This window comes from Geotalea daltonii FRC-32, assembly GCF_000022265.1.
GTDB classification, from domain to species: domain Bacteria; phylum Desulfobacterota; class Desulfuromonadia; order Geobacterales; family Geobacteraceae; genus Geotalea; species Geotalea daltonii.
Genome location: NC_011979.1, coordinates 101,536 through 121,607, shown reverse-complemented (window position 1 = coordinate 121,607; position 20,072 = coordinate 101,536). Strand labels below are relative to the sequence as shown.

General features: G+C 54.7%; 19 protein-coding genes. 6 read left to right on the top strand and 13 right to left on the bottom strand.

Translation table 11 applies throughout. From position 1 onward, the window contains the following. Positions 1 to 13: 13 nt before the first annotated feature. The 4 genes from GEOB_RS00470 to GEOB_RS00455 form a co-directional block, all read right to left on the bottom strand. Complete coding sequence (locus tag GEOB_RS00470; RefSeq protein WP_012645199.1) at positions 14 to 925, bottom strand: electron transfer flavoprotein subunit alpha/FixB family protein; 912 nt, start codon at positions 923 to 925, stop codon at positions 14 to 16. Between the two features lie 9 nt (positions 926 to 934). Next, positions 935 to 1,711: an electron transfer flavoprotein subunit beta/FixA family protein gene (locus GEOB_RS00465; RefSeq protein WP_012645198.1), complete on the bottom strand. Its 777-nt coding sequence runs from the start codon at positions 1,709 to 1,711 to the stop codon at positions 935 to 937. Positions 1,712 to 1,989: 278 nt separating this feature from the next. Then, a complete protein-coding gene (locus GEOB_RS00460; protein ID WP_012645197.1) occupies positions 1,990 to 2,718 on the bottom strand; it encodes a DUF4197 domain-containing protein in 729 nt (242 codons plus the stop codon). 159 nt (positions 2,719 to 2,877) lie between these two features. After that, positions 2,878 to 3,246, bottom strand: coding sequence for a DUF3135 domain-containing protein (locus GEOB_RS00455; RefSeq protein WP_012645196.1), 369 nt, complete (start codon positions 3,244 to 3,246; stop codon positions 2,878 to 2,880). Positions 3,247 to 3,675: 429 nt separating this feature from the next. On the opposite strand from GEOB_RS00455, the gene GEOB_RS00450 reads away from it, so the two are divergent. From GEOB_RS00450 to GEOB_RS00435, 4 genes are all read left to right on the top strand, one after another. Further along, positions 3,676 to 4,800 (top strand): Fic family protein, encoded by a 1,125-nt coding sequence (locus tag GEOB_RS00450; RefSeq protein WP_012645194.1) that lies wholly within the window; start codon positions 3,676 to 3,678, stop codon positions 4,798 to 4,800. A 45-nt stretch (positions 4,801 to 4,845) separates the two neighbouring features. Next, complete coding sequence (locus tag GEOB_RS00445; RefSeq protein WP_012645193.1) at positions 4,846 to 5,313, top strand: NHL repeat-containing protein; 468 nt, start codon at positions 4,846 to 4,848, stop codon at positions 5,311 to 5,313. A gap of 38 nt (positions 5,314 to 5,351) precedes the next feature. Beyond that, on the top strand, positions 5,352 to 6,839 hold the full coding sequence (locus tag GEOB_RS00440; protein ID WP_012645192.1) for a carboxypeptidase-like regulatory domain-containing protein: 1,488 nt from the start codon (positions 5,352 to 5,354) through the stop codon (positions 6,837 to 6,839). 308 nt (positions 6,840 to 7,147) lie between these two features. Continuing rightward, positions 7,148 to 7,336: a hypothetical protein gene (locus GEOB_RS00435; RefSeq protein WP_041267021.1), complete on the top strand. Its 189-nt coding sequence runs from the start codon at positions 7,148 to 7,150 to the stop codon at positions 7,334 to 7,336. A 29-nt stretch (positions 7,337 to 7,365) separates the two neighbouring features. On the opposite strand, the gene GEOB_RS20020 is transcribed toward GEOB_RS00435, so the two are convergent. From GEOB_RS20020 to GEOB_RS00395, 8 genes are all read right to left on the bottom strand, one after another. After that, complete coding sequence (locus GEOB_RS20020; protein ID WP_154650435.1) at positions 7,366 to 7,515, bottom strand: PIN domain-containing protein; 150 nt, start codon at positions 7,513 to 7,515, stop codon at positions 7,366 to 7,368. A gap of 43 nt (positions 7,516 to 7,558) precedes the next feature. Beyond that, complete coding sequence (locus GEOB_RS00425) at positions 7,559 to 8,956, bottom strand: hypothetical protein (RefSeq protein WP_012645191.1); 1,398 nt, start codon at positions 8,954 to 8,956, stop codon at positions 7,559 to 7,561. A 283-nt stretch (positions 8,957 to 9,239) separates the two neighbouring features. Continuing rightward, entirely contained in the window at positions 9,240 to 11,042 is a 1,803-nt protein-coding gene (locus GEOB_RS00420) for an aldehyde ferredoxin oxidoreductase family protein (protein WP_012645190.1), read from the bottom strand. Next, entirely contained in the window at positions 11,039 to 11,764 is a 726-nt protein-coding gene (locus GEOB_RS00415; protein WP_012645189.1) for a twin-arginine translocation signal domain-containing protein, read from the bottom strand. The genes GEOB_RS00420 and GEOB_RS00415 overlap by 4 nt, the downstream gene beginning before the upstream one ends. A 478-nt stretch (positions 11,765 to 12,242) precedes the next feature. Further along, entirely contained in the window at positions 12,243 to 13,553 is a 1,311-nt protein-coding gene (locus tag GEOB_RS00410) for a type II toxin-antitoxin system HipA family toxin (RefSeq protein WP_012645188.1), read from the bottom strand. Continuing rightward, positions 13,553 to 13,795: a helix-turn-helix domain-containing protein gene (locus tag GEOB_RS00405; protein WP_012645187.1), complete on the bottom strand. Its 243-nt coding sequence runs from the start codon at positions 13,793 to 13,795 to the stop codon at positions 13,553 to 13,555. Before GEOB_RS00405 ends, GEOB_RS00410 begins: the two co-directional genes overlap by 1 nt. A gap of 201 nt (positions 13,796 to 13,996) precedes the next feature. Further along, positions 13,997 to 15,058, bottom strand: a complete 1,062-nt coding sequence (locus GEOB_RS00400; protein WP_012645186.1) for an NAD(P)-dependent alcohol dehydrogenase — start codon at positions 15,056 to 15,058, stop codon at positions 13,997 to 13,999. A 117-nt stretch (positions 15,059 to 15,175) separates the two neighbouring features. Next, complete coding sequence (locus GEOB_RS00395) at positions 15,176 to 16,186, bottom strand: aldo/keto reductase (protein ID WP_012645185.1); 1,011 nt, start codon at positions 16,184 to 16,186, stop codon at positions 15,176 to 15,178. A gap of 201 nt (positions 16,187 to 16,387) precedes the next feature. On the opposite strand from GEOB_RS00395, the gene GEOB_RS00390 reads away from it, so the two are divergent. After that, complete coding sequence (locus tag GEOB_RS00390) at positions 16,388 to 17,284, top strand: AraC family transcriptional regulator (protein WP_012645184.1); 897 nt, start codon at positions 16,388 to 16,390, stop codon at positions 17,282 to 17,284. Between the two features lie 139 nt (positions 17,285 to 17,423). Here the strand turns inward: GEOB_RS00390 and GEOB_RS00385 are convergent, their stop codons facing one another. Continuing rightward, the gene (locus tag GEOB_RS00385; protein ID WP_012645183.1) at positions 17,424 to 18,911 is read right to left on the bottom strand and encodes a sigma 54-interacting transcriptional regulator; all 1,488 of its coding nucleotides are present in this window, start codon (positions 18,909 to 18,911) and stop codon (positions 17,424 to 17,426) included. A gap of 168 nt (positions 18,912 to 19,079) precedes the next feature. Between GEOB_RS00385 and GEOB_RS00380 the strand changes: the two genes are divergently transcribed. Further along, complete coding sequence (locus GEOB_RS00380) at positions 19,080 to 20,072, top strand: amidohydrolase family protein (RefSeq protein ID WP_012645182.1); 993 nt, start codon at positions 19,080 to 19,082, stop codon at positions 20,070 to 20,072.

Sequence of the window (20,072 nt, the reverse complement as noted above, 5' to 3'; positions counted from 1 at the left end):
CGACCCCAGCCTGCTATCCCTGGAGTTTTGCGGTCAGGGCCGGAGCGAACTGAAGCACGTCGGCCACAACCAGCACATCCGCCACCTCGCCGATGGGTGCATCTTTGTCTTTGTTGATGGCGACGATGAAATCGGATTTCTTCATCCCTGCCAGGTGCTGAATGGCGCCGCTGATGCCGCAGGCCACATAGAGTTTCGGACTGACCGTCTGCCCAGTCGTACCCACCTGGTGGCTGTGCTCAACCCATCCCGCATCGACCACCGGCCGGCTCGCGCCGAGCTCGCCGCCGAAGGCCTTGGCCAGTGCGGCGATAACCGGAATATTGTCTTTCTTGCCGACGCCGCGGCCGGCACTGACGATGATCTCTGCCTTGGTAAGATCCACATCTTTTGCCTCGGCAGGCTCGTAGCCGAGGAATTCCACATCTGGAGCTCCGGCCACTTCAAGAGCCACCACTGCCGGCGTCCCTTGCTCCCCCTGAAAGGAGAAAGCACCTGCCTGCAAAGTCACGACAGCTTTGCCTGCTGCAGGTTTGACTGTGCGGCGCATCTTGGCATTGCAGCAGCCCACTTCCAGGCTGCCGTCATTGAGTCCGATCACTTCCGAGATCTGGGCTGCCTTGAGCTTGGCCGCCACGCGGGGAGCCAGGTCCCAGCCATAGGATGAATGGGCAAAGACAATGTAGTCGGGATCTTCCTTTTTCACTGCTTCCAGTATCAGGTCCCGGTGCAGACCCGGATTGTATTCGCCGTATTTGGCCACATCCGCCAGATGAAGTGTGCCGTTGCAACGTGGAACATTGGCGGCATCGCCGACCAACGCCATGGAAACATCGGCCCCCAGTTTGCCGGCAAAGGCAACCAGTTCGTAAATATTGTCCTGAAGCTTCCCTTCCCTGTATTCACCAACGAGCAATGCTTTCATGGTTATCTCCTATCTCAAAACCGAAGTTTTGTCTTTGAGTATGCTGATCAGTCTGTCACTAAGATCCGCCACATCCCCTTCGAGAACGATGCCACCACCTTTTTTGGCCGGTGGGTAGAAGCTGGCGGTAACCGACAACGGCTGCTCTGTGAGCACATCGGCTACTCCTATGGCTTCTATCTCTTTCTTCTTTGCCTTCATGATATTGGGCAGGGTCGGGTAACGTGGAATATTGAGACCCAGCTGGCAGGTCACCAGGGCCGGCACTTTCAGGCGGACAACCCCCTTGACTCCCCCCTCGAGCTCCCGCTTCGCCTTGACTGCCCCGTCTGCATACTCGAAACCGACCAGGGTGGTTGCGCAGGCATGACCCAGGAGTTCGGCAACGGTGACCCCCACTTGGGCGGAGCCACGATCCTGTGACTGGAAGCCGGTAAAGATGATGTCAAAATTCTTACCCTTGGCATAGGCGGCGATAATCGAGGCAACCTGCCACGGGTCTTTCTTGTGTACATCCGGATCCTGGATATGGACGCCCCGATCGCACCCCATGGCCAATGCCTTCTTGATCGCCTCCTGGACCCGGTCCGGACCGATGGAAAGCACGGTCAGCTCGGAACTGTCACCCAGCTGCTCCCTCAACTGCACAGCCTGCTCAACGGCGTATTCGTCATACTCGTTGATGCGGAAGGCAAGGTCCGCATCGGAGAACCAGTCGCCGCTGCTGTTGACCTTGAAACGTGATTCCATATCCGGAACCTGTTTGATACATACCAAAATTTTCATGTAATCCTCCCCTTGGTACTCTTTTCTAGAATCTCTGTTTCTCTGTTTTTCTCCAGCAAACAGTGGATATTTCTTAATTATGTATATTGGTACCATAATACCTATTATGATGCAAGTAAAAAATCAAACGTTGTTACAAAGAAATTTTTATTTTGTTTGTTTTTTCTTTTCGCCCCCTTTCTCGGAAGAAGGGGGCATAGAAGGATAACTTAAGGAGGAGCTTGCTCGAAAATGGTACTTGCTTGGGTAGGAGCCACCTGGATGGGCTGCGCGGGACCTTATCCGGCGAAGACCTTTCGCAACAGTTCGGTGGTGCGGGCAGCAGGATTGGAACGAATCTTCTTCTCTTCCTCGCCGAGCATGGTAAAGAGTCCATCCACCGCCTTTGCCGTCACATATTGGTCCAGGTCGAAACTGGTGGTTGAAGTAAAAGGCAGCGACCGATAGGTGGCCATCATGGATTTATAGGTGCGAGTCGCTCCCACATCGGTGAGACTCTTGGCCACGGACGGCTTGAAGGCATCGCTGATCCTGGTGGCGGTCTTGGCCCTGAAATATTCGGTTGCCGCAGTGTCCCCCCCTTTGAGAATCTGACGGGCGTCGGCAAAGGTCATCTCCCGGATGGCAACGACGAAATATTCCACCGCCACCGGCGCCGCCTTTTCCGCCGCCCGGTTCATGCTGAGGACAAACTCATCCACCTGGCGCTGAAATCCGACTTTGCCAAGCAGTTCCGCCACGTTGCGCATCTTTTCCGGCATCAGCACCTTGATGACCTGGTTGCCGAAATAGCCGTTCTGCCTGGATACGACCCCTACCGCCCGCTCGGTACCGACCGACAAAGCCTCCTTCAGTCCTTTGATGATCGTTCCGTCATCGAGAATGCCCTGATTCAGGGTCAGGCCGCTCAGGCCAAAATCACGGGCAACATTCTCCAGCATCAGATCCTGACAGGCGGCGAGCAGCATTAGCGACGCGGCCAGGGCAAAGATGGTTATCACCTTCATGGAACCCTCCAAGGGAGCTTTTTGATCTGCAAAAGTATGAACCTTCCGGGGGAGAGATGCAAGTGGCTGAGTTTTTAGCGGGGCAACAAAGGAGCAATAAAGGCTATAGCGGAGAATTTACGAAATGGTCAGGTCAGGCGCCGTTGTCGGTTGACCCCGTTATTTTTTTAACAGGCGCATATGGGATTTTTTGCCGGAAACAGGCCTTCTAGGATTGATGGCGCCAAGCACTTCGGCCCACCCCGCAATGAGTTTATAAAGTTGCCCTTTATCACTGTATACCTGATCGTAGAAAATGTTCTCCATTATACGCAGTCTTTCAAGTGGTGTCTTCCCTTTCTGCAGCTTTGCGTCAATAATCCATTGCATCTGCCGGAGTTTGAGCGTTTGCTCCGGAGTCCCGCCGAGACAGGCCTGCCTGATAGCGTCGGCAGCCATCTCATCAAAAAGGTCAGGATTTTTTCGGCATAGTTCCATCAATTCAGTTGGCGTATAAGAGCTAAATCCCAGCTTGGATTCGGAATCCATGACGCTCTCCCACTTTTCCTTTTGGACTGTATGCACAAATACATCGTGGGTCGTAAGACTTACTGTCTAAGCCATAATAGCACCCAGGCAAGTGACTCAGGAAGGTGCATTCTTAGGCTGCTCGTAATGTGGCAGCGTTTTCAACAGCATAAAGATCGTTGCTTTTGATATTATCCCTGATTTTTTTCTTTTGCCAATAACACGAGCAAGGCGAGGAGGGTAAGCGCCAGGGAACGGTTGACACCCTTTCTGCCATAGCCCATGCACTGGATGTACCTCTGGATGTTGCGACGGGGATAGTGAGGGCAAATCTTGGCTGGGATGTTTAGGTCGTCCAGAACCGCTCTCTTACTTCAAGACATTGCCCTGTGTCTGATGATGTGATATAAGACATAATCATTTCATTATCTGAAGCGATTATTGAGGCGAATGAATCAGTACATCTGGCAGCATAAAAACTGGCCACGGCTGACCTGGGACTCGGAAAGGCTCATTGTCCCTCTGGGCGAATGTCGTCTGAGGCAGGGCAGGCTTTTCAGCAAAGTTGCAGGGCTCGGCTTCAATCTCGATCCCCAGGCCCAGGCGGAAATTCTGGTGGAGGAAACGCTGAAGACATCTGCCATCGAAGGAGAACTTCTCGATGCCCGTTCCGTCCGCTCTTCTGTGGCACGACGGCTCGGTCTCCCGTCTGCAGGCATGCCGGTGGACCGCCGCATCGACGATCTTGTTGCAGTGCTTCTCGACGCCACGCTGAATTTCGACCAGCCGTTGACTCGGGACCGGCTATGGGGGTGGCAGGCGGCCCTTTTCCCGTCGGGCTATTCCGGCATGCACCGCATCAAGGTGGGCGGATGGCGTGAAGGCGCCGAACCGAGGCAGGTAATTTCTGGGCCGGTAGGGAGGGAGAAGATCCATTTCCAGGCGCCGCCTGCAGACCGGCTTGACCAGGAAATGAAGCGTTTACTCTCGTGGTGGGATGAGAGCAATGGCAAGGTTGAAGGGATCATTCGTGCCGCTGTCGCCCACTTCTGGTTTGTTACCATTCACCCATTCGACGACGGCAACGGCCGCATTGCCCGTGCCCTGACCGACCTGGCACTGGCCCAGGACGACAAGCAGCGGGTGCGTTACTATAGTCTTTCCGCCCAGATCATGGCCGAGCGGGAAGGGTATTACGACATCCTGGAGCGATCGCAAAGGGGGAAATGCGACATTACCGGCTGGCTGGAATGGTTTCTGGCCTGCTTCGCCAGGGCTCTGGAGCGCTCGGACGAGATCCTCAACGGGGTCTTTTCCAAGTCGGCATTCTGGAGGCTCCATGCCCAGGATTCCCTGACGGAACGCCAGAAAAAGGTCATCAACCGCCTGTTGGATGAAGGCCCTGGTGGATTTGAGGGGGGCCTGACTACCCAAAAATATGCATCCATGTCCCACTGCAGCCGGGCCACTGCATTTCGAGAGTTGGATCAACTGAGTCAGTTGGGGATACTCACGCGAATGGGGCAGGGGCGGGCAGTGAAGTATGAGCTAAAGCTTGGGGAGAAGGCACGATAGTTTAATTGACAGGGAATTACGTACTGTGTCCCCGGAATTCTCCCAGTGACCACACTGGCAGGCAAAGCAGGTACCGTCGGCACTGCCGACGGTACTGGGCTCGCAGCAAGTTTCACTGAATTGTCAGGCCTCACGACAGACGGAACGTACCTTTATGTGGCAGACCAACAAACGGTCAGGAAAATATCAATTTCCACCGGCACAGTTACCACTCTGGCCGGAACTGCTGGAGTATACGGCTGGGCTGACGGCATTGGGACTGCAGCATTATTTGGACGCATTTCTGATATAACCACGGATGGAGCGAACCTGTATGTAGCGGACTCAAATAATACGATTCGGAAAATCGTAATTGCCAGTGGGGCAGTAACGACACTTGCAGGTGGATCAACAGGATCAACAGATGGCGTAGGCGTTTCCGCAAGTTTCGGGTACCCTAGCGGCATAACTACTGACGGGGCAAGCCTTTTTATTACAGATACCTTTAACGACACCATTCGGGCAATAAGATAAGCACCACAATGAGAATATGTCTATGTACAGGAGGAAAGATGAAAAGAAACAGCATGATGTGGTTGGTTTCCCTGGTATTAGTGACAGTCGTTGCCTTACTTCCGGGATGTGGATCTGATACCAACGTCTACACATCCACAGGAGCAAAAACAGGCATAGTAACCGGCAGGGTCGTCGACAGTTCGACGATGCAGCCGATAGCGAATGCCGACGTAACGCTTGTTGCCAATGGCGAAAAGATGGCAGGAAAAACATCTGCCTCCAGTGACCCGGATCTGGCAGGGACATTTGTATTTACCGGTGTCTCGTCAACGGCTCCCTATGTCAGCAGCCATACCCTCAAAATTTCCGCATCTGGTTATGCCACCATGCAAATGGGTTTAATCGTGTCATCCTCTGCCGATAATGCCCCAACGACGACCAGTCTCGGCAATATTAGCCTTGCAAAAGGTTTCGATCTGACGGTAGTCGCAACCGACGAGGGGACGCCTGTTGCCGGGGTTACCATCAGTGCAGCAAGTTCTGGAGTTCCGATCACGGCAGTAACTGACGCTGGCGGCAAAGCCATTCTCAAAGGCTTGTCCCAGGAAGCCAGTTACACAATCGCCAGTGCTCCCTTCTATGACAATAATGGTGCTCTTAAATATCTCAGCACGACTACCAGCTATACTGCAAGCAGCAGCCATACCCTTTCAATGTCACTTATCCCCGCAAACAGCACCAGTGACATCAATATCGTTGGCTCCAATCTGTTGCGCGACGGCAGCAAAAACTATTACAGCTATCCTTCTACCTACAACCATCGAGTCATACTCCCTGAATCAGTGATAAAGCTGGTATTTAACTATCCCGTCACCCTTTCCGGAGCCATAACGGCCAGTTACCTTAATGATCAGGTTGCATCATCAGATCCCGATTACCGCAAGATCATCAATGTACCGACCATATCGGCAGCACTTGATGAGACGGGAACCATTTTAACGATCACCAATTCTGCCCCTTACCTTAAGAATCAGACTTACATCTTCAATGGCACCGTTACCGCCGTAATCAACTCAGTAAGCCGCTCGCTCAGCTTAAGTGAGGTATCGGCATCAAACCCATACTTCAGCAATAAGGTTTACGTTGCCGATAACTCCTCGACCGGGCTTTCCTCAACAACGGCGGTAAAAGCTGATAATTTCAACGGCACGACGGGAACAACGGGGACAACCCAGCCTAATCAGGTGTGGCTGGTTTTCCCGGAAAAAGTCTATGGTACCTACAGCATCATTGCGACAAGAATCAGCAGTTCGGGCTCTTGGCCGAATTCTTCACCAGTATCTTTTGGGTTTGCAGACGGGGATGTCACCTATGCCGAGAATTCAGGTGGTGCCGATCAAGCATCTCTCTTCAAATTGCGGGTTTCTGGGTTAACGTTGGCCGACAATACTGGCAGCAACATAAACGAGGTTACCATTGACTTGAAAGCTACCGACGCAGAGGGCAATGTGCTTAACCGGACCTTGACTCTGCCAGTCCAGTAATTGATCTTCTGGGTCTGATTGTTTAGGTCAACCACTGATGTGGTCGCCGATAAAGGACAAGTGCGGCGGGCCTCCTCATAGAAAAAGGCGTCCACCACGGACGCCTTTTTCCTTAGACACTCAAGGGAGACGTTGCTTGCTATCTTGCTAATTGACAATTGAGAGCAGCTGGTGCACTTGCAATATGCATCCACCGGAGGAGCAAAGAAAGAGGTGGGGTCGAAAGAAGTTAGGTCGGGCTTTGCACTTGGGCATTCTGGAGCAGTAAAGGGGACAGGAGTTGAACTGGGGGGAAATGCGGGGGGGAAATGCGGGGGGAAATGCGGGACACTCCCCATATTTCCGTTGCCTGGGCGGAACCGGCCACTGGTTCTCTTCTTTTTCTCGATCCCGAGCGATTCCTTGATAATCTTCAGCATTACGGCATTGACACTGGTATCCTCTCGTCGGGCCTTTTCCTTCAAGGCACTGAAAAGTGTCTCATCTATGCCGCGTAATGTAACGGTAGCCATGGTATTCTCCTTGGTTAGTCCCTGCTTGCCAAGAGCAGTCCGCTGATAGTATTGAAATGATTGTCGAAGATCGCCAATGCCAAGCCGTGCTGAAGGGCGGAAGCAGCCAGCCACAGGTCATTGGACGGTATAGGGCGTCCTTTCTGACGCAAAAGAGGGGCCACCGTGGCGGCCCCTCCTGTGCATTCTTCACATTCCTTCAATTTATTACTGCCGCGCCATATCGTGTGGCGCCCGGATAAGTACTTCCGTGCTGGAAGAATTACCCGATCCGTCAACGGCGGTTATGGTCACAGAGTAGGTGCGGCCTCCTCCATTCCCCTGCCGCGCGGCCCGCAGCTGCAGCGTTATCACCCCTGTTGCCTGGTCGATGTTGGCGACCGAAAAATCGGGAATGATATTTCCGTCCTTATCCGTTTCTGCCGGTTCATTACTGGTAATCAGCACGCTCAGCATTACCGGCTCGCCCGAATTGTCATAAGCTTGGGTGTCGATGGTCACCGTGCGCATGGTGGAGTTGGGCGGCCACAGGATCATATCCGATGCCACTGGGGTGATGGAGGGTGCTGCCGTGTCGATTACAATGACGGATGTTGTGGCAACAACGGTGTTTATTCCGTCACTGACCTGAAGGGTAAGGGTGTGGCTGCCGAGGGCAAGGCCTCCTGGGACGGCATGTTCCGGGAGGAGTACCGGCGCACCGCCCGCCGGAGACGGAACTGTCCCCTCCGCCAGTACTATTGTTCCTTCAAACCACTTGTAAGTGAGGAGATCGCCGTCATAGTCGGCCACGCTGCCATTGAGGCGAATGTCCTGCCCGACCTGGTAAGTGCCTCCGGCAAAGGGGGCGGCAACCGGCGGGGTGTTTTCAATGACGACAGCAACCTCATCGGCTGCTGTTGCCGTCCCGTCGCTCACCTGCAGCGTCAGGATATGGGAACCCAGGGCGAGTGGCGGTAGTGACGCAAGGTTGAGCGGCGCATTGCCAAAGGCATCCGCCGACTGCCAGTCTTGAAGCTCGGTGGCTCCCTCCAGCCAGCGATAGGTGAGGGCATTGTCGTCCGCATCGGTGGCGGTACCCAGGAGAACAGTCTGCTGCTGACTCTCGCGGGACAGGACTCTGTCGATCCCGGCATTTGCCACAGGTGGATTGTTGAGCGGCCTGGCAACTACGGTGACGTCGCCGATGCTGTTACGGGTCCAGTAATGGGCGCCGCTTCCCTGTCCCAGATCGATGTACTTGAAATCGATTGTGTGTTGCATGGTGTCGTCACTATAGGACTGCTGTTGGACCTTCTGCCATATGCCGTTGGCAGTGGTGATCCAGAAACCCGAGGCAATGGCCAGTTGGTTGTCGAGGATGCTCCAACTGGCTCCCACATTGGAGTTGGGATAAACGCTGTCGGATACGGTGGCGGTAATGTTGAATGGGACTCCAACATAGGCGACGCAGGGCGCCTCCAGACTATAGGTAGTCTGTCCGTAGGGATCGGTCCAGGCTGCTACCCAAGTGCCGCCGGTGGTTGTACAGACAGACTGGGCAGAGCTGCTGAAGGCCGCGGTGAGAAGCAAGAGAGACAGCAATAAAACCGTGACTTTCTTCATAAATACCCTCCTTTTCCCTTACACGTTGATTTTTTTTTCGCTGTGGCGGTGAAGTAGGTTTTGATAATTAAATTAATGTAAGGAAATGATTTTATAACTGCTTTTTGGGAAGGAGTCAAGGTCTTGTATCTGTTCAGCAGTCATGGGAGGCTTGACTTCTCATGGGCATCAAAGGGGAACCAAAGGGGGACGTGGCTTACGCCAGTTTGAACCAACAAAAACGCCGTTAAGCCTTTAATACAAGCTTCACGGCGTTTTTTGGAAACATTCGAAGGTTAGGGGCTCAGGCCTTGACCAGTCCCAGTTCCTGCAGCTTCGCTTTCCCCGGCTTGGTGGTTTCAGGATCCCATCCCCGATCCTTATAGTAGCGTGTCAGCATCTCCTCGAACTTGCTGCGGTCGAGCACCGCCCCCTTCTTCGTCCCGATGGTGAAGGCATCCTCGAAAAAACGATCGGGTAGACAGTCATCTGCACGGCGAAAGCCCTCGCGGTAATTGAACATTTTTTCCAGGTTGAAAATTCGTTCGCCGGTTTTTTCGAACGCGGCCTTATCGTAGTCCCGGCCGGTAATGGCGCTGAGCAGAGCAAGCATCGGCTCCTCCAGCGCCGGTTCGAAGGTGGGGAAAAGGCACAGCCCTATGGAGTCGATCATGGCCCGCCGGTTCTGGGTGGCGATATCATCGCCGCTCATGTGGCAGGCGCCCCTTTCGGCGGTGGCGTAGGAAAGCCCTCTCGGTTGATTGGCCTGGATATTGTGCGCCGCCAGTTCCAGCCCCTTCACCTGGATGGCAAACTTTTCACTCCCTTTGCCGATGTGCCAGGAAAGTGCCCGCACACCTTCGGCGGCCAGGGCTCCCACTCCCTCCTTGGCGGCGATCTTCTCGATCATTGCCAGGGTGGCATCGACATTCCCCCATTTCAGGTCGATCCCATCCAGGAAACCCCGGTCGATCAACCCTTTCTCATAGGCTTCCATGAGAAAACCGATGACGTTTCCGGTGGAGATCTGGTCCAGGCCCAGGTCGTCAATGGTGTAAATCGCTTTCAAGAGCCCCGGCATATCCGCTATGAGCAAGTTGGAGCCGAGCATGACGCCGGTCTCGTATTCCGGACCGTCATGGACGATGCCGCCGTACTTGCCCTTCGTCATCCCGCTTTTCTTGCAGGCCAGCGGGCAGCAGTAGCAGGCAATGTCCTTCACCCAGACATCGCGCCGGGCGGCGTCGCCACCGATCTTGTCCGCCTCCGGGAAGGTGCCTTCCCGGTAATTCCGCACTGCCTCGGTCCCGGCATTGCTGTTGGCAACGATGGCCCGTGCCGTTCCCTGCTCAGCCCAGGACTTGGCGTAAGCAGAGCCGTAGAGGACTGAGCGGGCTTTTTCCAAAGCGGCAAGAAACCGCGTATGGTCGGCAACGCTGGGCTGCCCGGACCCTTTCACCGCGATGGCCTTCAGATTCTTGGAACCCATGACGCAGCCCATGCCCCCTCGACCTGCCGCCCGCCCCGCCGTATGGAGGATGCTGGAATAGGGAACGAGATTCTCCCCGGCCGGACCTATGTAGACCGTCTTGAACCGCCTGTCTCCCAGCTCGGTCAGGATCGCCTTGTCGAAGGCATCCGTTCTCATCCCCTTGAATTTTTTGCCTTCCCGGATTTCCACCTTGTCGTCGTCGATGACGATGTAGGATAACTCCTTTGCCTTACCGGTAACGACGATGCCGTCATAGCCGGCAAACCTGATTTCCGGGCCGAAAAACCCACCCATGTTTGAGTAGGAAACGGTCGAGGCATGGGGATAATCGGACTTCACCGGCGAGGTAATGGGAGATTTTGTCACCACGCAGGTCCTGGACGAGGAGGGGACCGGCAGCCCGGAAAATGGCCCAGGCATGAAGATAAGTGGGTTTTCGGGAGAAAGCGGGTCAACCCCCGGCTTCTTCAGCCGGTCCCAGAGGATTTTCATGCCCAGTCCTTGCCCACCGACGAATTTGTCCAGGTCCTCCGAGGGGACGGCAAGCTTTTCGATCTTGCCAGTTGAAAGGTCCACATTCAGTATTGTGCCGTGATATCCAGGCTTTCTGCTCATTTTGCTCCTCCGAAATCTGCCGTCCCATACCAGTTCTTCGCCAGTTCAGCCGCTATTTTTTCCGGACCCAGGCCGTAGAATTTTCTGTCACGGCGCACCTCCACATACGTCAGCGCACCGAAGGGGCAGCGCTTGACGCATTGGGGATCACCGCCGCACAGGGTGCACATCCGCTCCGGCTTGCCCGTTGCCAAGTTGGGGCTGATCACCCCGGTTCTCTGGGAGGCGCAAGCCTTGGCGCAACTGCGGCAACCGAGGCAGCGGCCGGCGTCATTGCGGATGCCGTGGGTCTTGGCATCACGGTAGAGGGCGCGTCGGCCGGTCCTGGGGTCGGGCTCCACCGGGCAGGCCTTGACGCAGGGGTTATCGGCGCACATGGCGCAGACGCTGGGGACATCCACGTCCGGATTGAAGCTGTGGACCCGGATATTGGCAAAGCAGGGATTACCAAGACCGGGCACTTCCCGGCCGCCGATGGTTGCCGGCCGGTTGCGGGAAGAACAGGCCGCCTCACAGGTCCGGCAGCCGGTGCATTTGGTGTAGTCCACCAGCACCATTTTCAGCTCCGGGTCTCCCGAAAGGGCCCACGCCAAGCCATTGATGCCGAATTGGCCCAGAAGGACCAGCGCTCCGCCCCCTATCCCGACCCCTTTGATGAAATCCCGGCGGGTGAGATTGACCGGTCCATCAGGACCGTGAGTTTCCTTTTGTTCATTATCCATGTCAGCCTCCCTGACTGATCTTTGTGAGACCGCTCTGCTATGCCTTTTTTCCCATCTCATACGCCTGTGTCATCGCCGGAGTACCTTTGATGTCCCCGATGCTCCAGGCTCCGGTTCCACAGATGACCCCTCTTTCACTGGCCCCGCTCAGACAGGAGGTGAAGCCCCTGAAACTTTCGAGCGTCCTTTACAGTAAGTGTATCGTACCGCTGAAATTACAAAGGCGATAGACTAATCCTGCTCTTTTCTTGCCTGATAGTCCGATAGGCAAAATTTTTAGTTGTGGACACACGATGAGGTCAGGCAGTGTTTAATGACGTAAACGCGGATAAACCTTTTTGTGAGCAGGGATCAGGGGATAAGGAAATGGAAGATGCAATAGAAGCTTTGGGAAAACCCATTGCCTGATGGACCGAACAAGGCGAGCAGCAGGTACCTGCTGTCCCCGGATCTCAGGTGCCTATCGTTCAACCATCATTCAGCGTTCGTGTTTCTGCGACGCCAACCTATCTCGAGACTGCCGCATCCCTTCAAAGATGCTTTCAGCGACATCTCCAGGGAAATTATGGGGCAATCTGGAAGCCACAGCTGCGGTTATGCTGTCCACCCGATCAAGGAGCTCCTCAATTATCAGCGCCATTTCCTCAGGCGATACGTTATTTCTCTGAGCCGTTGCCAGCCAATGCCTGTAGCGGATGGAGATGTGCTCATATCGACGGTTTTTGCCACTGACAGCCATCGCCATTCTCAACCTGTGTGGATCTAGTTGTCCCTTTACTACAAGAGGATATGCGGAAAGCACATCATACATCGGGGTTAGGGAAAACTCGCCACGCGGGCGTATAAAGATGCTGAAGTTCTTGGCATGGCCATCGATTGCAGCCAGAAGCCAGAAAAGTACCTGCACCTGCATAAATACCCGCCGGTCACCCAGCGCGTCTGCCGATCCGAGCAAAAAAGTCATGATCTTCTGGATGCCGGGGCCTCCATCACTCTCATATTTCAATGCGGGCGCCACTCCCATCGCCTGGCACATGTCCTCTTGTGGAAGTCGAATCAACCACGAGCCATCCTCAGCCCAGCGTCGGTCGAATCGCTCTACCACAAGAGCCTTCACCCCTTCAAAGACTTCCATTTCCGCATTGGCGACCGGAACACCAAATTCCTTCAGAATGAGGTGACAAAGCCATTCATTCTCGACACTATCAGTGAGGTCCATACCACTATGGGCAATCGTTCCGATCGGAAGCTTCAGGATGTGACTTGTTGGAGTCACCCCCGAGGGGATGCACCACCTGCCATCAAGCCGGAGCAAAGCCGTCTTCTCCTGCGCGCCTGCCAGCGAGATTCGGAAGTCAATATCCGGTCGCATACCCAACGGCATTGTCCGATAATTGTTAAGGATGGCCGCTATCTTTACGTCCGATACAGGAGTAGCTTCTACCCTTCTAACATCTACAGCCTCAGCACCGTCTGGTATCAATTGAACTGCACCGACGCAATCACGGCCGGTATGCCACAAAAGATCAAATGCACGGTTTGACGGAGAACCAAATCTTGTCTGGATACGATTCCTGATCGCCTGATTGTCAGGAAGCAAGTTATCGAAGTAATTCTCGACGACGTCCCCTGAATAGGGCTCCCTCCGAAGGGGCATTGAAAGTGAGAGGGGACGGCTCACGCTGGAGGTAATCCAGGAGGTAGCATAAACGAACTGAAGCACTCTGGCAGCATGAGTCAAAGTTCCTACCCTGGTCCCATTAAGGTAAACCGCTAGATTCCTGGGCATTACCACTCATCTCCTTTAATTTCATGCTTTTGTCGTGGCTGTACCACCAGCTCCAGGTCAAGTGCCGCCAGAAGTCGGAATAGGGTACTCAACTCGATGGCAAGGGTTCCGTTTTCGATCTGCGATATTTTGGATTGCACCAGGTTAACCGGCTTCCCTGCAGCCGTCTGTGTCAACCCCTTTGCCTTACGTTTCTGGCGAAGTGCCTCCCCTAGTTCTTTTGGAGAACGAATTCCGCTCATCTCTCACCCCACTTTATCCCTTTAAAGACATAATCAGAAAATATCCCCTTAAAGGGATATTTGCAATATATATTTTTAAGCTCATATACCGTTAAAGGGATATTAGTGCCTCGACTGTTGAACCCCTATCCTGCTATCCGCAGCTGAGAGCTTGGTTCAAACCTGTTGTCGGCTTATTCTTTCCCCCACCTTTCCTTTCGTTTACTCGGATTTTAATGATGCCATATCGATGGAGAAGCGGTACTTCACATCAGACTTCACCAGCCGCTCATAGGCCTCATTGATCTTCTGGATGGGAATAACTTCCACATCAGAGGTGATGTTGTGCTCTCCGCAGAAATCGAGCATCTCCTGGGTCTCCTTGATGCCGCCGATGAGCGAACCGGAAATGCTTTTACGGCCGAACAATAATGCAAAAGCAGAGACTTGGAGCGGTGTTTCCGGTGCACCGACGAGGGTGATGTTGCCTTCGAGGCCGAGCATGGTGATATAGGCATTGATGTCATGCTCGGCGGCGATGGTGTCCAGGATAAAATTGAAGGTACCCGCATGCTGCTTCATCTGTACCGGATCGGTGGAAAGGATCACCTCATGGGCGCCCAGGCGCAGAGCGTCCTCCTTTTTCTTCAGCGAGGTGGTGAAGACAACCACGTGGGCGCCAAAGGCACGGGCGAATTTTACTCCCATGTGTCCTAAGCCGCCAAGGCCGACGATACCCACCTTCTTACCCTTGATGTCCCCCCAACGACGGACCGGCGAGTAGGTGGTGATCCCGGCGCAAAGTAGTGGTGCCACCCCGGCAAGGTCAAGGTTTGCAGGAACACGCAGCACGAAATGTTCATCGACAACGATGCTTTCAGAGTAGCCGCCATAGGTGACGGGGGCAGTGCCGTGCTTGTCCGGAGAGTTATAGGTAAAGGTTGCACCAGGGCAGAACTGCTCCATGTCAGTCTTGCAGTTGGGGCAGGTATGGTCAGAATCCACCAGGCACCCGACCCCTACCAGTTCGCCTGGCTTGAATCTGCTGACCGCTGCGCCGACCTTGGTTACCTTGCCGACGATCTCGTGCCCCGGTACGCAGGGGTAGGCGGTGGGCATGACGCTGTGCCATTCGTCACGGACCGTATGGAGATCGGAGTGGCAGATGCCGCAGAAAAGAATTTCGATCTGCACGTCTCGTTCGGTGGTCTCCCGGCGCGTGATGGTATTCGAGGCAAAGGGTGCTGTGGCACTGGTTACTGAATATGCTTTTGCTTTGTACATGGGTAGTAATCTCCTTTGTTTGGTTTTTGCTGCGGGTGTTGAATTACCATTACTGCCTTACCCCTCACCCAGCCTTCGGCCACCGTGGGGAGAGGGGCGGGGGCGAGGGGAATATTGTCAGAGCCCGGTCAACTGCTCCAGCTTTTCCGGATACCGGTTTCCTTGCACCGTAATCTTGGCGGCGGCGTTATCGATCTCACTGAGATCGCCGGCTGTGAGTTCTATGCTCACCGCACCTATGTTCTCATCCAGACGGTTCAGCTTCGTCGTGCCGGGGATCGGCACGATCCACGGCTTCTGGGCGAGCAGCCAGGCAAGGGCGATCTGTGCCGGAGTCCCCTTCTTCTGTGCTGCTATTCTGCCAAGCAGATCGACCAGGGCTTGATTCGCTTTGCGGGCTTCCGGCGTAAAACGGGGAAGCGTGGTGCGAAAGTCGGTACTGTCGAATGCCGTAGTTTCGTCGATCTTGCCAGTGAGGAATCCCTTGCCCAGCGGGCTGTAAGGGACAAGGCCGATTCCCAGCTCTTCCAATGTCTGCAGCAATCCTTCTTCAGGCCGCCTGAACCAGAGCGAGTACTCGTTCTGGACCGCCGTAATCTTTTGCACGGCATGGGCGCGGCGGATTGTCTGTATCCCCGCCTCGGACAGACCGAAGTGCTTGACCTTCCCTTCCTGGATAAGTTCCTTTACCGCCCCCGCCACCTCTTCGATGGGCACGTCCGGATCTACCCGGTGCTGATAGAACAGGTCGATGACGTCGGTTTTTAGGCGCTTCAGCGACGCCTCGGCCACCTCCCTGATGTGCTCCGGCCGACTGTTCAGGGCCGGCATATTGCCGGTCATCCCGCGCGGGTCATTGCCTGAGTTGATGTTGAAACCGAACTTGGTGGCGATCACCACCCGGTCACGCAGAGGAGCAAGCGCTTCACCAACCAGCTCCTCGTTGGTGAACGGCCCGTAGACCTCCGCCGTATCGAAAAATGTTATGCCGCGTTCCACGGCAGTACGCAGCAGCGCAATCATCTCGTTTTTGTCCTTGGGGGGGCCATAGGAAAAGCTCATCCCCTTGCAGCCGAACCCCAGAGCTGATACTTCCAGACCATTTTTCCCTAATGCACGCTTTTGCATTGTCTCTCCTCCTGTTCAGGCCTTTGATGATTATAACCTACTCCAGAAAGAACACAGACGGATAGATCGATCCTGCTCATTTCTTGCCTGATTTTCCGACAGGCCAAAAAATAATTGTAAATTGGCAACGAAGTCAGGTAACCTCAGATCAGGATTCAATGATAAAAAAGGTTGTTAAAACGGGATTTTGAGGAAGAAACCATGGAACGTGCACTGGAAGCTTTGGCAACAAGCATTGCCCGATTGACCGAAGAAGGGGAACAGCATATAACCGCAATCCACGGTTTATCACTTTATCGACGGGAGGAACCGACCGAGCCCATGACCGGCATGTACGAGCCGAGCATTTGCCTGGTCGCCCAGGGGGCCAAGCGGGTGCTGCTCGGTGACGAGGTTTTTGTCTACGATGCGCTCCACTACCTGATCACTTCCGTGCATCTCCCCACGGTTGTGCAGATTGTCGAGGCGAACCGGGAAAAGCCCTACCTGGGGCTTAAATTGAAGCTCGATCAGCGGGAAATGTCACAACTGATGGCGGACAGCAATCTTCCCGCGCCACGTGTCCAGCAGTCGAGCCGTGGAATGGCCACCGGCGTGATGACGCTGGCGCTCGTCACCGCTTTTCATCGATTGATCGGCCTGCTTGACGATCAGCAGGATATTCCGATCCTGGCGCCGATCATTCAAAAGGAAATTATCTACCGCCTGCTGGTTGGAGATCAAGGGACGCGCCTGCGCCAGATCGCATCGGCAGGCAGCCAGAGTCATCAAATAGCTCGAGCGATCGATTGGTTGAAAACCAACTTCACCCAGCCGTTGCGCGTCGAAGAACTGGCTGAACAAGCCCGCATGAGCAGTTCCACCTTTCATCATCATTTCAGGTCGATGACCGCACTGAGTCCGTTACAGTATCAAAAACAGCTGCGCCTGCAGGAAGCAAGGCGTTTGATGTTGAGTGAACGCATGGATGCCGCAAACGCAGCGTTTCAGGTCGGCTATGAGAGCCCTTCCCAGTTCAGTCGTGAATACAACCGCCTGTTTGGGGCACCGCCGTTACGGGACATAATCAACTTGCGTCAAATGGCTGCTGCAGAATAGATCCGGCCAAAGTCCATTTGAGTCTGGTGAAATGCAGCAGAATCAGGCAGGGTTTGTGAAAGCTTGGTGAAAGCGCAAATGGAATAAAAGAGCTTATATCACTCCCCTAACACCAGCAGTCATGTAACAATTTCAGTACTTACTCGTTGCTGTCAGATGAGGAGATATATTTTTTAACCGTGCGCCGATCCAGCTTCATACGGCGAGCAACTTCTTCATATGTTCCATAGCGGCTGTAGAGCATACTGCAGTATTGGGCCAACAACGATTCAGCATCTAAATTTCCCTCTTTTATGCCATCTACCAAAAGATCGGACGATTTTTTTACGGATTGTCCGTTGTCCGGTCGCTGGCAGCGGCCGGTAATGATGATCCGCTTCACCGCCTGCTCCAGCTCCCGCACGTTCCCCGGCCAAGCGTAATCTCCCCCCAAGTCCCGTTCCAGAACCTTTTTTACCAGCTGCTGCTCCCGTGGCGTCACATTCCCCGCCAGTCGGGCCAGGATGCTGGTCAGAAGCAGGTCAAGCTCCTGGGGCGATTCCTGCAACCGCTGCCTGAGAGAAGGCAGGTGCACCACATCGGAACAGAGGCGGTAGTAGAAATCATCGCGGAACTTGCCCTCCCGGCGCAGCTCCTCCAGGGGCCGGTTGGTGGCTGCCACCACCCTGCCGCTGAAGCGCTTCCGTTCGTGGCTCCCAACCGGTGAAAACTGGCGCTCCTGAAGGACCTGGAGCAGCTTTATCTGTACCGGCAGACTGACATCGCCGATCTCGTCAAGGAAGATGACGCCGTGGGGGGCACACCTGCTGAAGAGCCCTTCATAATTGTCCATAGCCCCGGTAAAGGCCCCTTTGCGATGGCCGAAGAGTTCAGATTCCAGCACCCCTTCGGAAAACTGGGAGAGGTTGATCGCCACGAAATTGCGGGTGAAACTTTCGGAAAAACAATTGCGGGATACATCGAAAGGAATGAAGCCCGAACGCCCGATGGCAGATGCCGCCGCGCCTTTGCCGGTGCCGGTGGCTCCCAAGAGAAGCACCGAAAAGTCCTCCATGCGGTCCCAGAACCTGCTTTCGAACCAGCGGATATCATGGGTGAACACGCAGTTCCACAGGTGCTTGCGAAGGGTGCGCATGGAAGGGGAGTTGCCGACCAGGCCGTTCTTGATGAAATAGAAGGCGCGCCGGAGCTGGTAAAAGACGGCCAGAAAACGAAGCGCCTCATGCTCGGCAAAGCCGAAGTCATGGAGTTCGCCGAGCACGGTCCGGGCAAAGGGAACCGGACAGGAGGCTTCGCCGCTTTTCAGCTGGTTCTGGGTCAGGCGGTCGAAGTCTTCCAGATGGCGGTGGAAGAGATGAAAGAGCACTACAATGCGGAAGGCTTCACGATCCTCCCCTTCCCAATGCCTGAGGTTTGCTGCATCTTTCTCCTTTAACGCTATTATCCGCTGCCTGATCTGGCCAACTACCGCCGCCAGAAGCTTCTCTGGTGAGATCCCCGCTTTCACGCCACCAATCAGGGCATCCAGCTCATCCCTCTTTCCGCCAAAGGGATTGGCAAAGGCAGCCTTGGCCACCGTTTCAAAAAAAACCCGGTCTTCCTGATTTATTTTAATTTTCTTATTCATGCATGCAATGTATAAAGTACCAGCAAAAAATGTCAAGTTTTGAAAATGAGGCTGGAGGTTTCTTCTCTGGTACTGGCGCAAAAAGAAGACTGGCAGCGGCTTCATTCACTTGGCACACCCCCTGCTACAGTCCGGCGATTACTCTAATGCCATGACCGAGGTACTGTTATGCAACAATCCATTATCGACATCCATTGTCATGCTGCCGGGATCGGCGCCGGCAACAGCGGCTGTTTCATCTCTCCTGCCATGCGCCGCAGCTTCAAATTTCATATTTATTTGCGGGCCTTCGGCGTTTCGGAACGGGAACTGCTGGTTCAGGGGGACCATCTGATAGTTGAGCGGCTCTCCGCGCTCCTAGCCGGAGCGGAAAGGGTGCAACAAGCTGTGGTGCTGGCCCTGGACGGAGTTATCGACCAGAATGGAGAACTGGACATGGCACGCACCGAAGCGTTCATTCCCAATGAGTTCATTGCCAGTGCCGCCAGCCGTCATGACAACATTCTCTTCGGAGCCAGCATCAACCCCTACCGGCACGATGCCATCGAGCGGCTCCACCAGGCAGTGGCACAAGGGGCGGTACTTCTGAAGTGGCTTCCTTCCATTCAGGGGATAGATCCCGCCGATGAGCGGCTGGTCCCCTTCTACGAGTGCCTGCGGGGTCAGGGGCTGCCGCTTCTTACCCACACCGGCGAAGAGGAATCCTTTACCTGCAAGCAGGACCACCTGGGTGATCCAGAGCGGCTACGGTTGCCACTCCGTGTCGGAGTGACAGTGATCGCCGCCCACGCTGCCAGCAGCGGCAAAAACGACGGCGAGGCCAACTTTAATCGCTTCCTTCGCCTCTGCGCTGAATTCCCCAACCTCTATGCCGATGTTTCCGCCCTTACCCAGCTCAACAGGCTTAACCATCTCCCCCGACTACTCAAACACCGGGAGCTGCATGGCCGTCTGCTCTACGGCACCGACATGCCCCTGCTCCAGACACTCATCGTCACCCCCCTGGCATTTGCCCATCGCCTGTCGCCGCGCAAGGTGCTCGCCATCTCCCACATCCGCAATCCCTGGGACCAGGATATTGCCCTCAAGGAGGCCCTGGGGCTGCCGGAAAACGTTTTGACCAATGCCGCCCGCATTTTGCGCCTGCCTGCTGGTGCATAA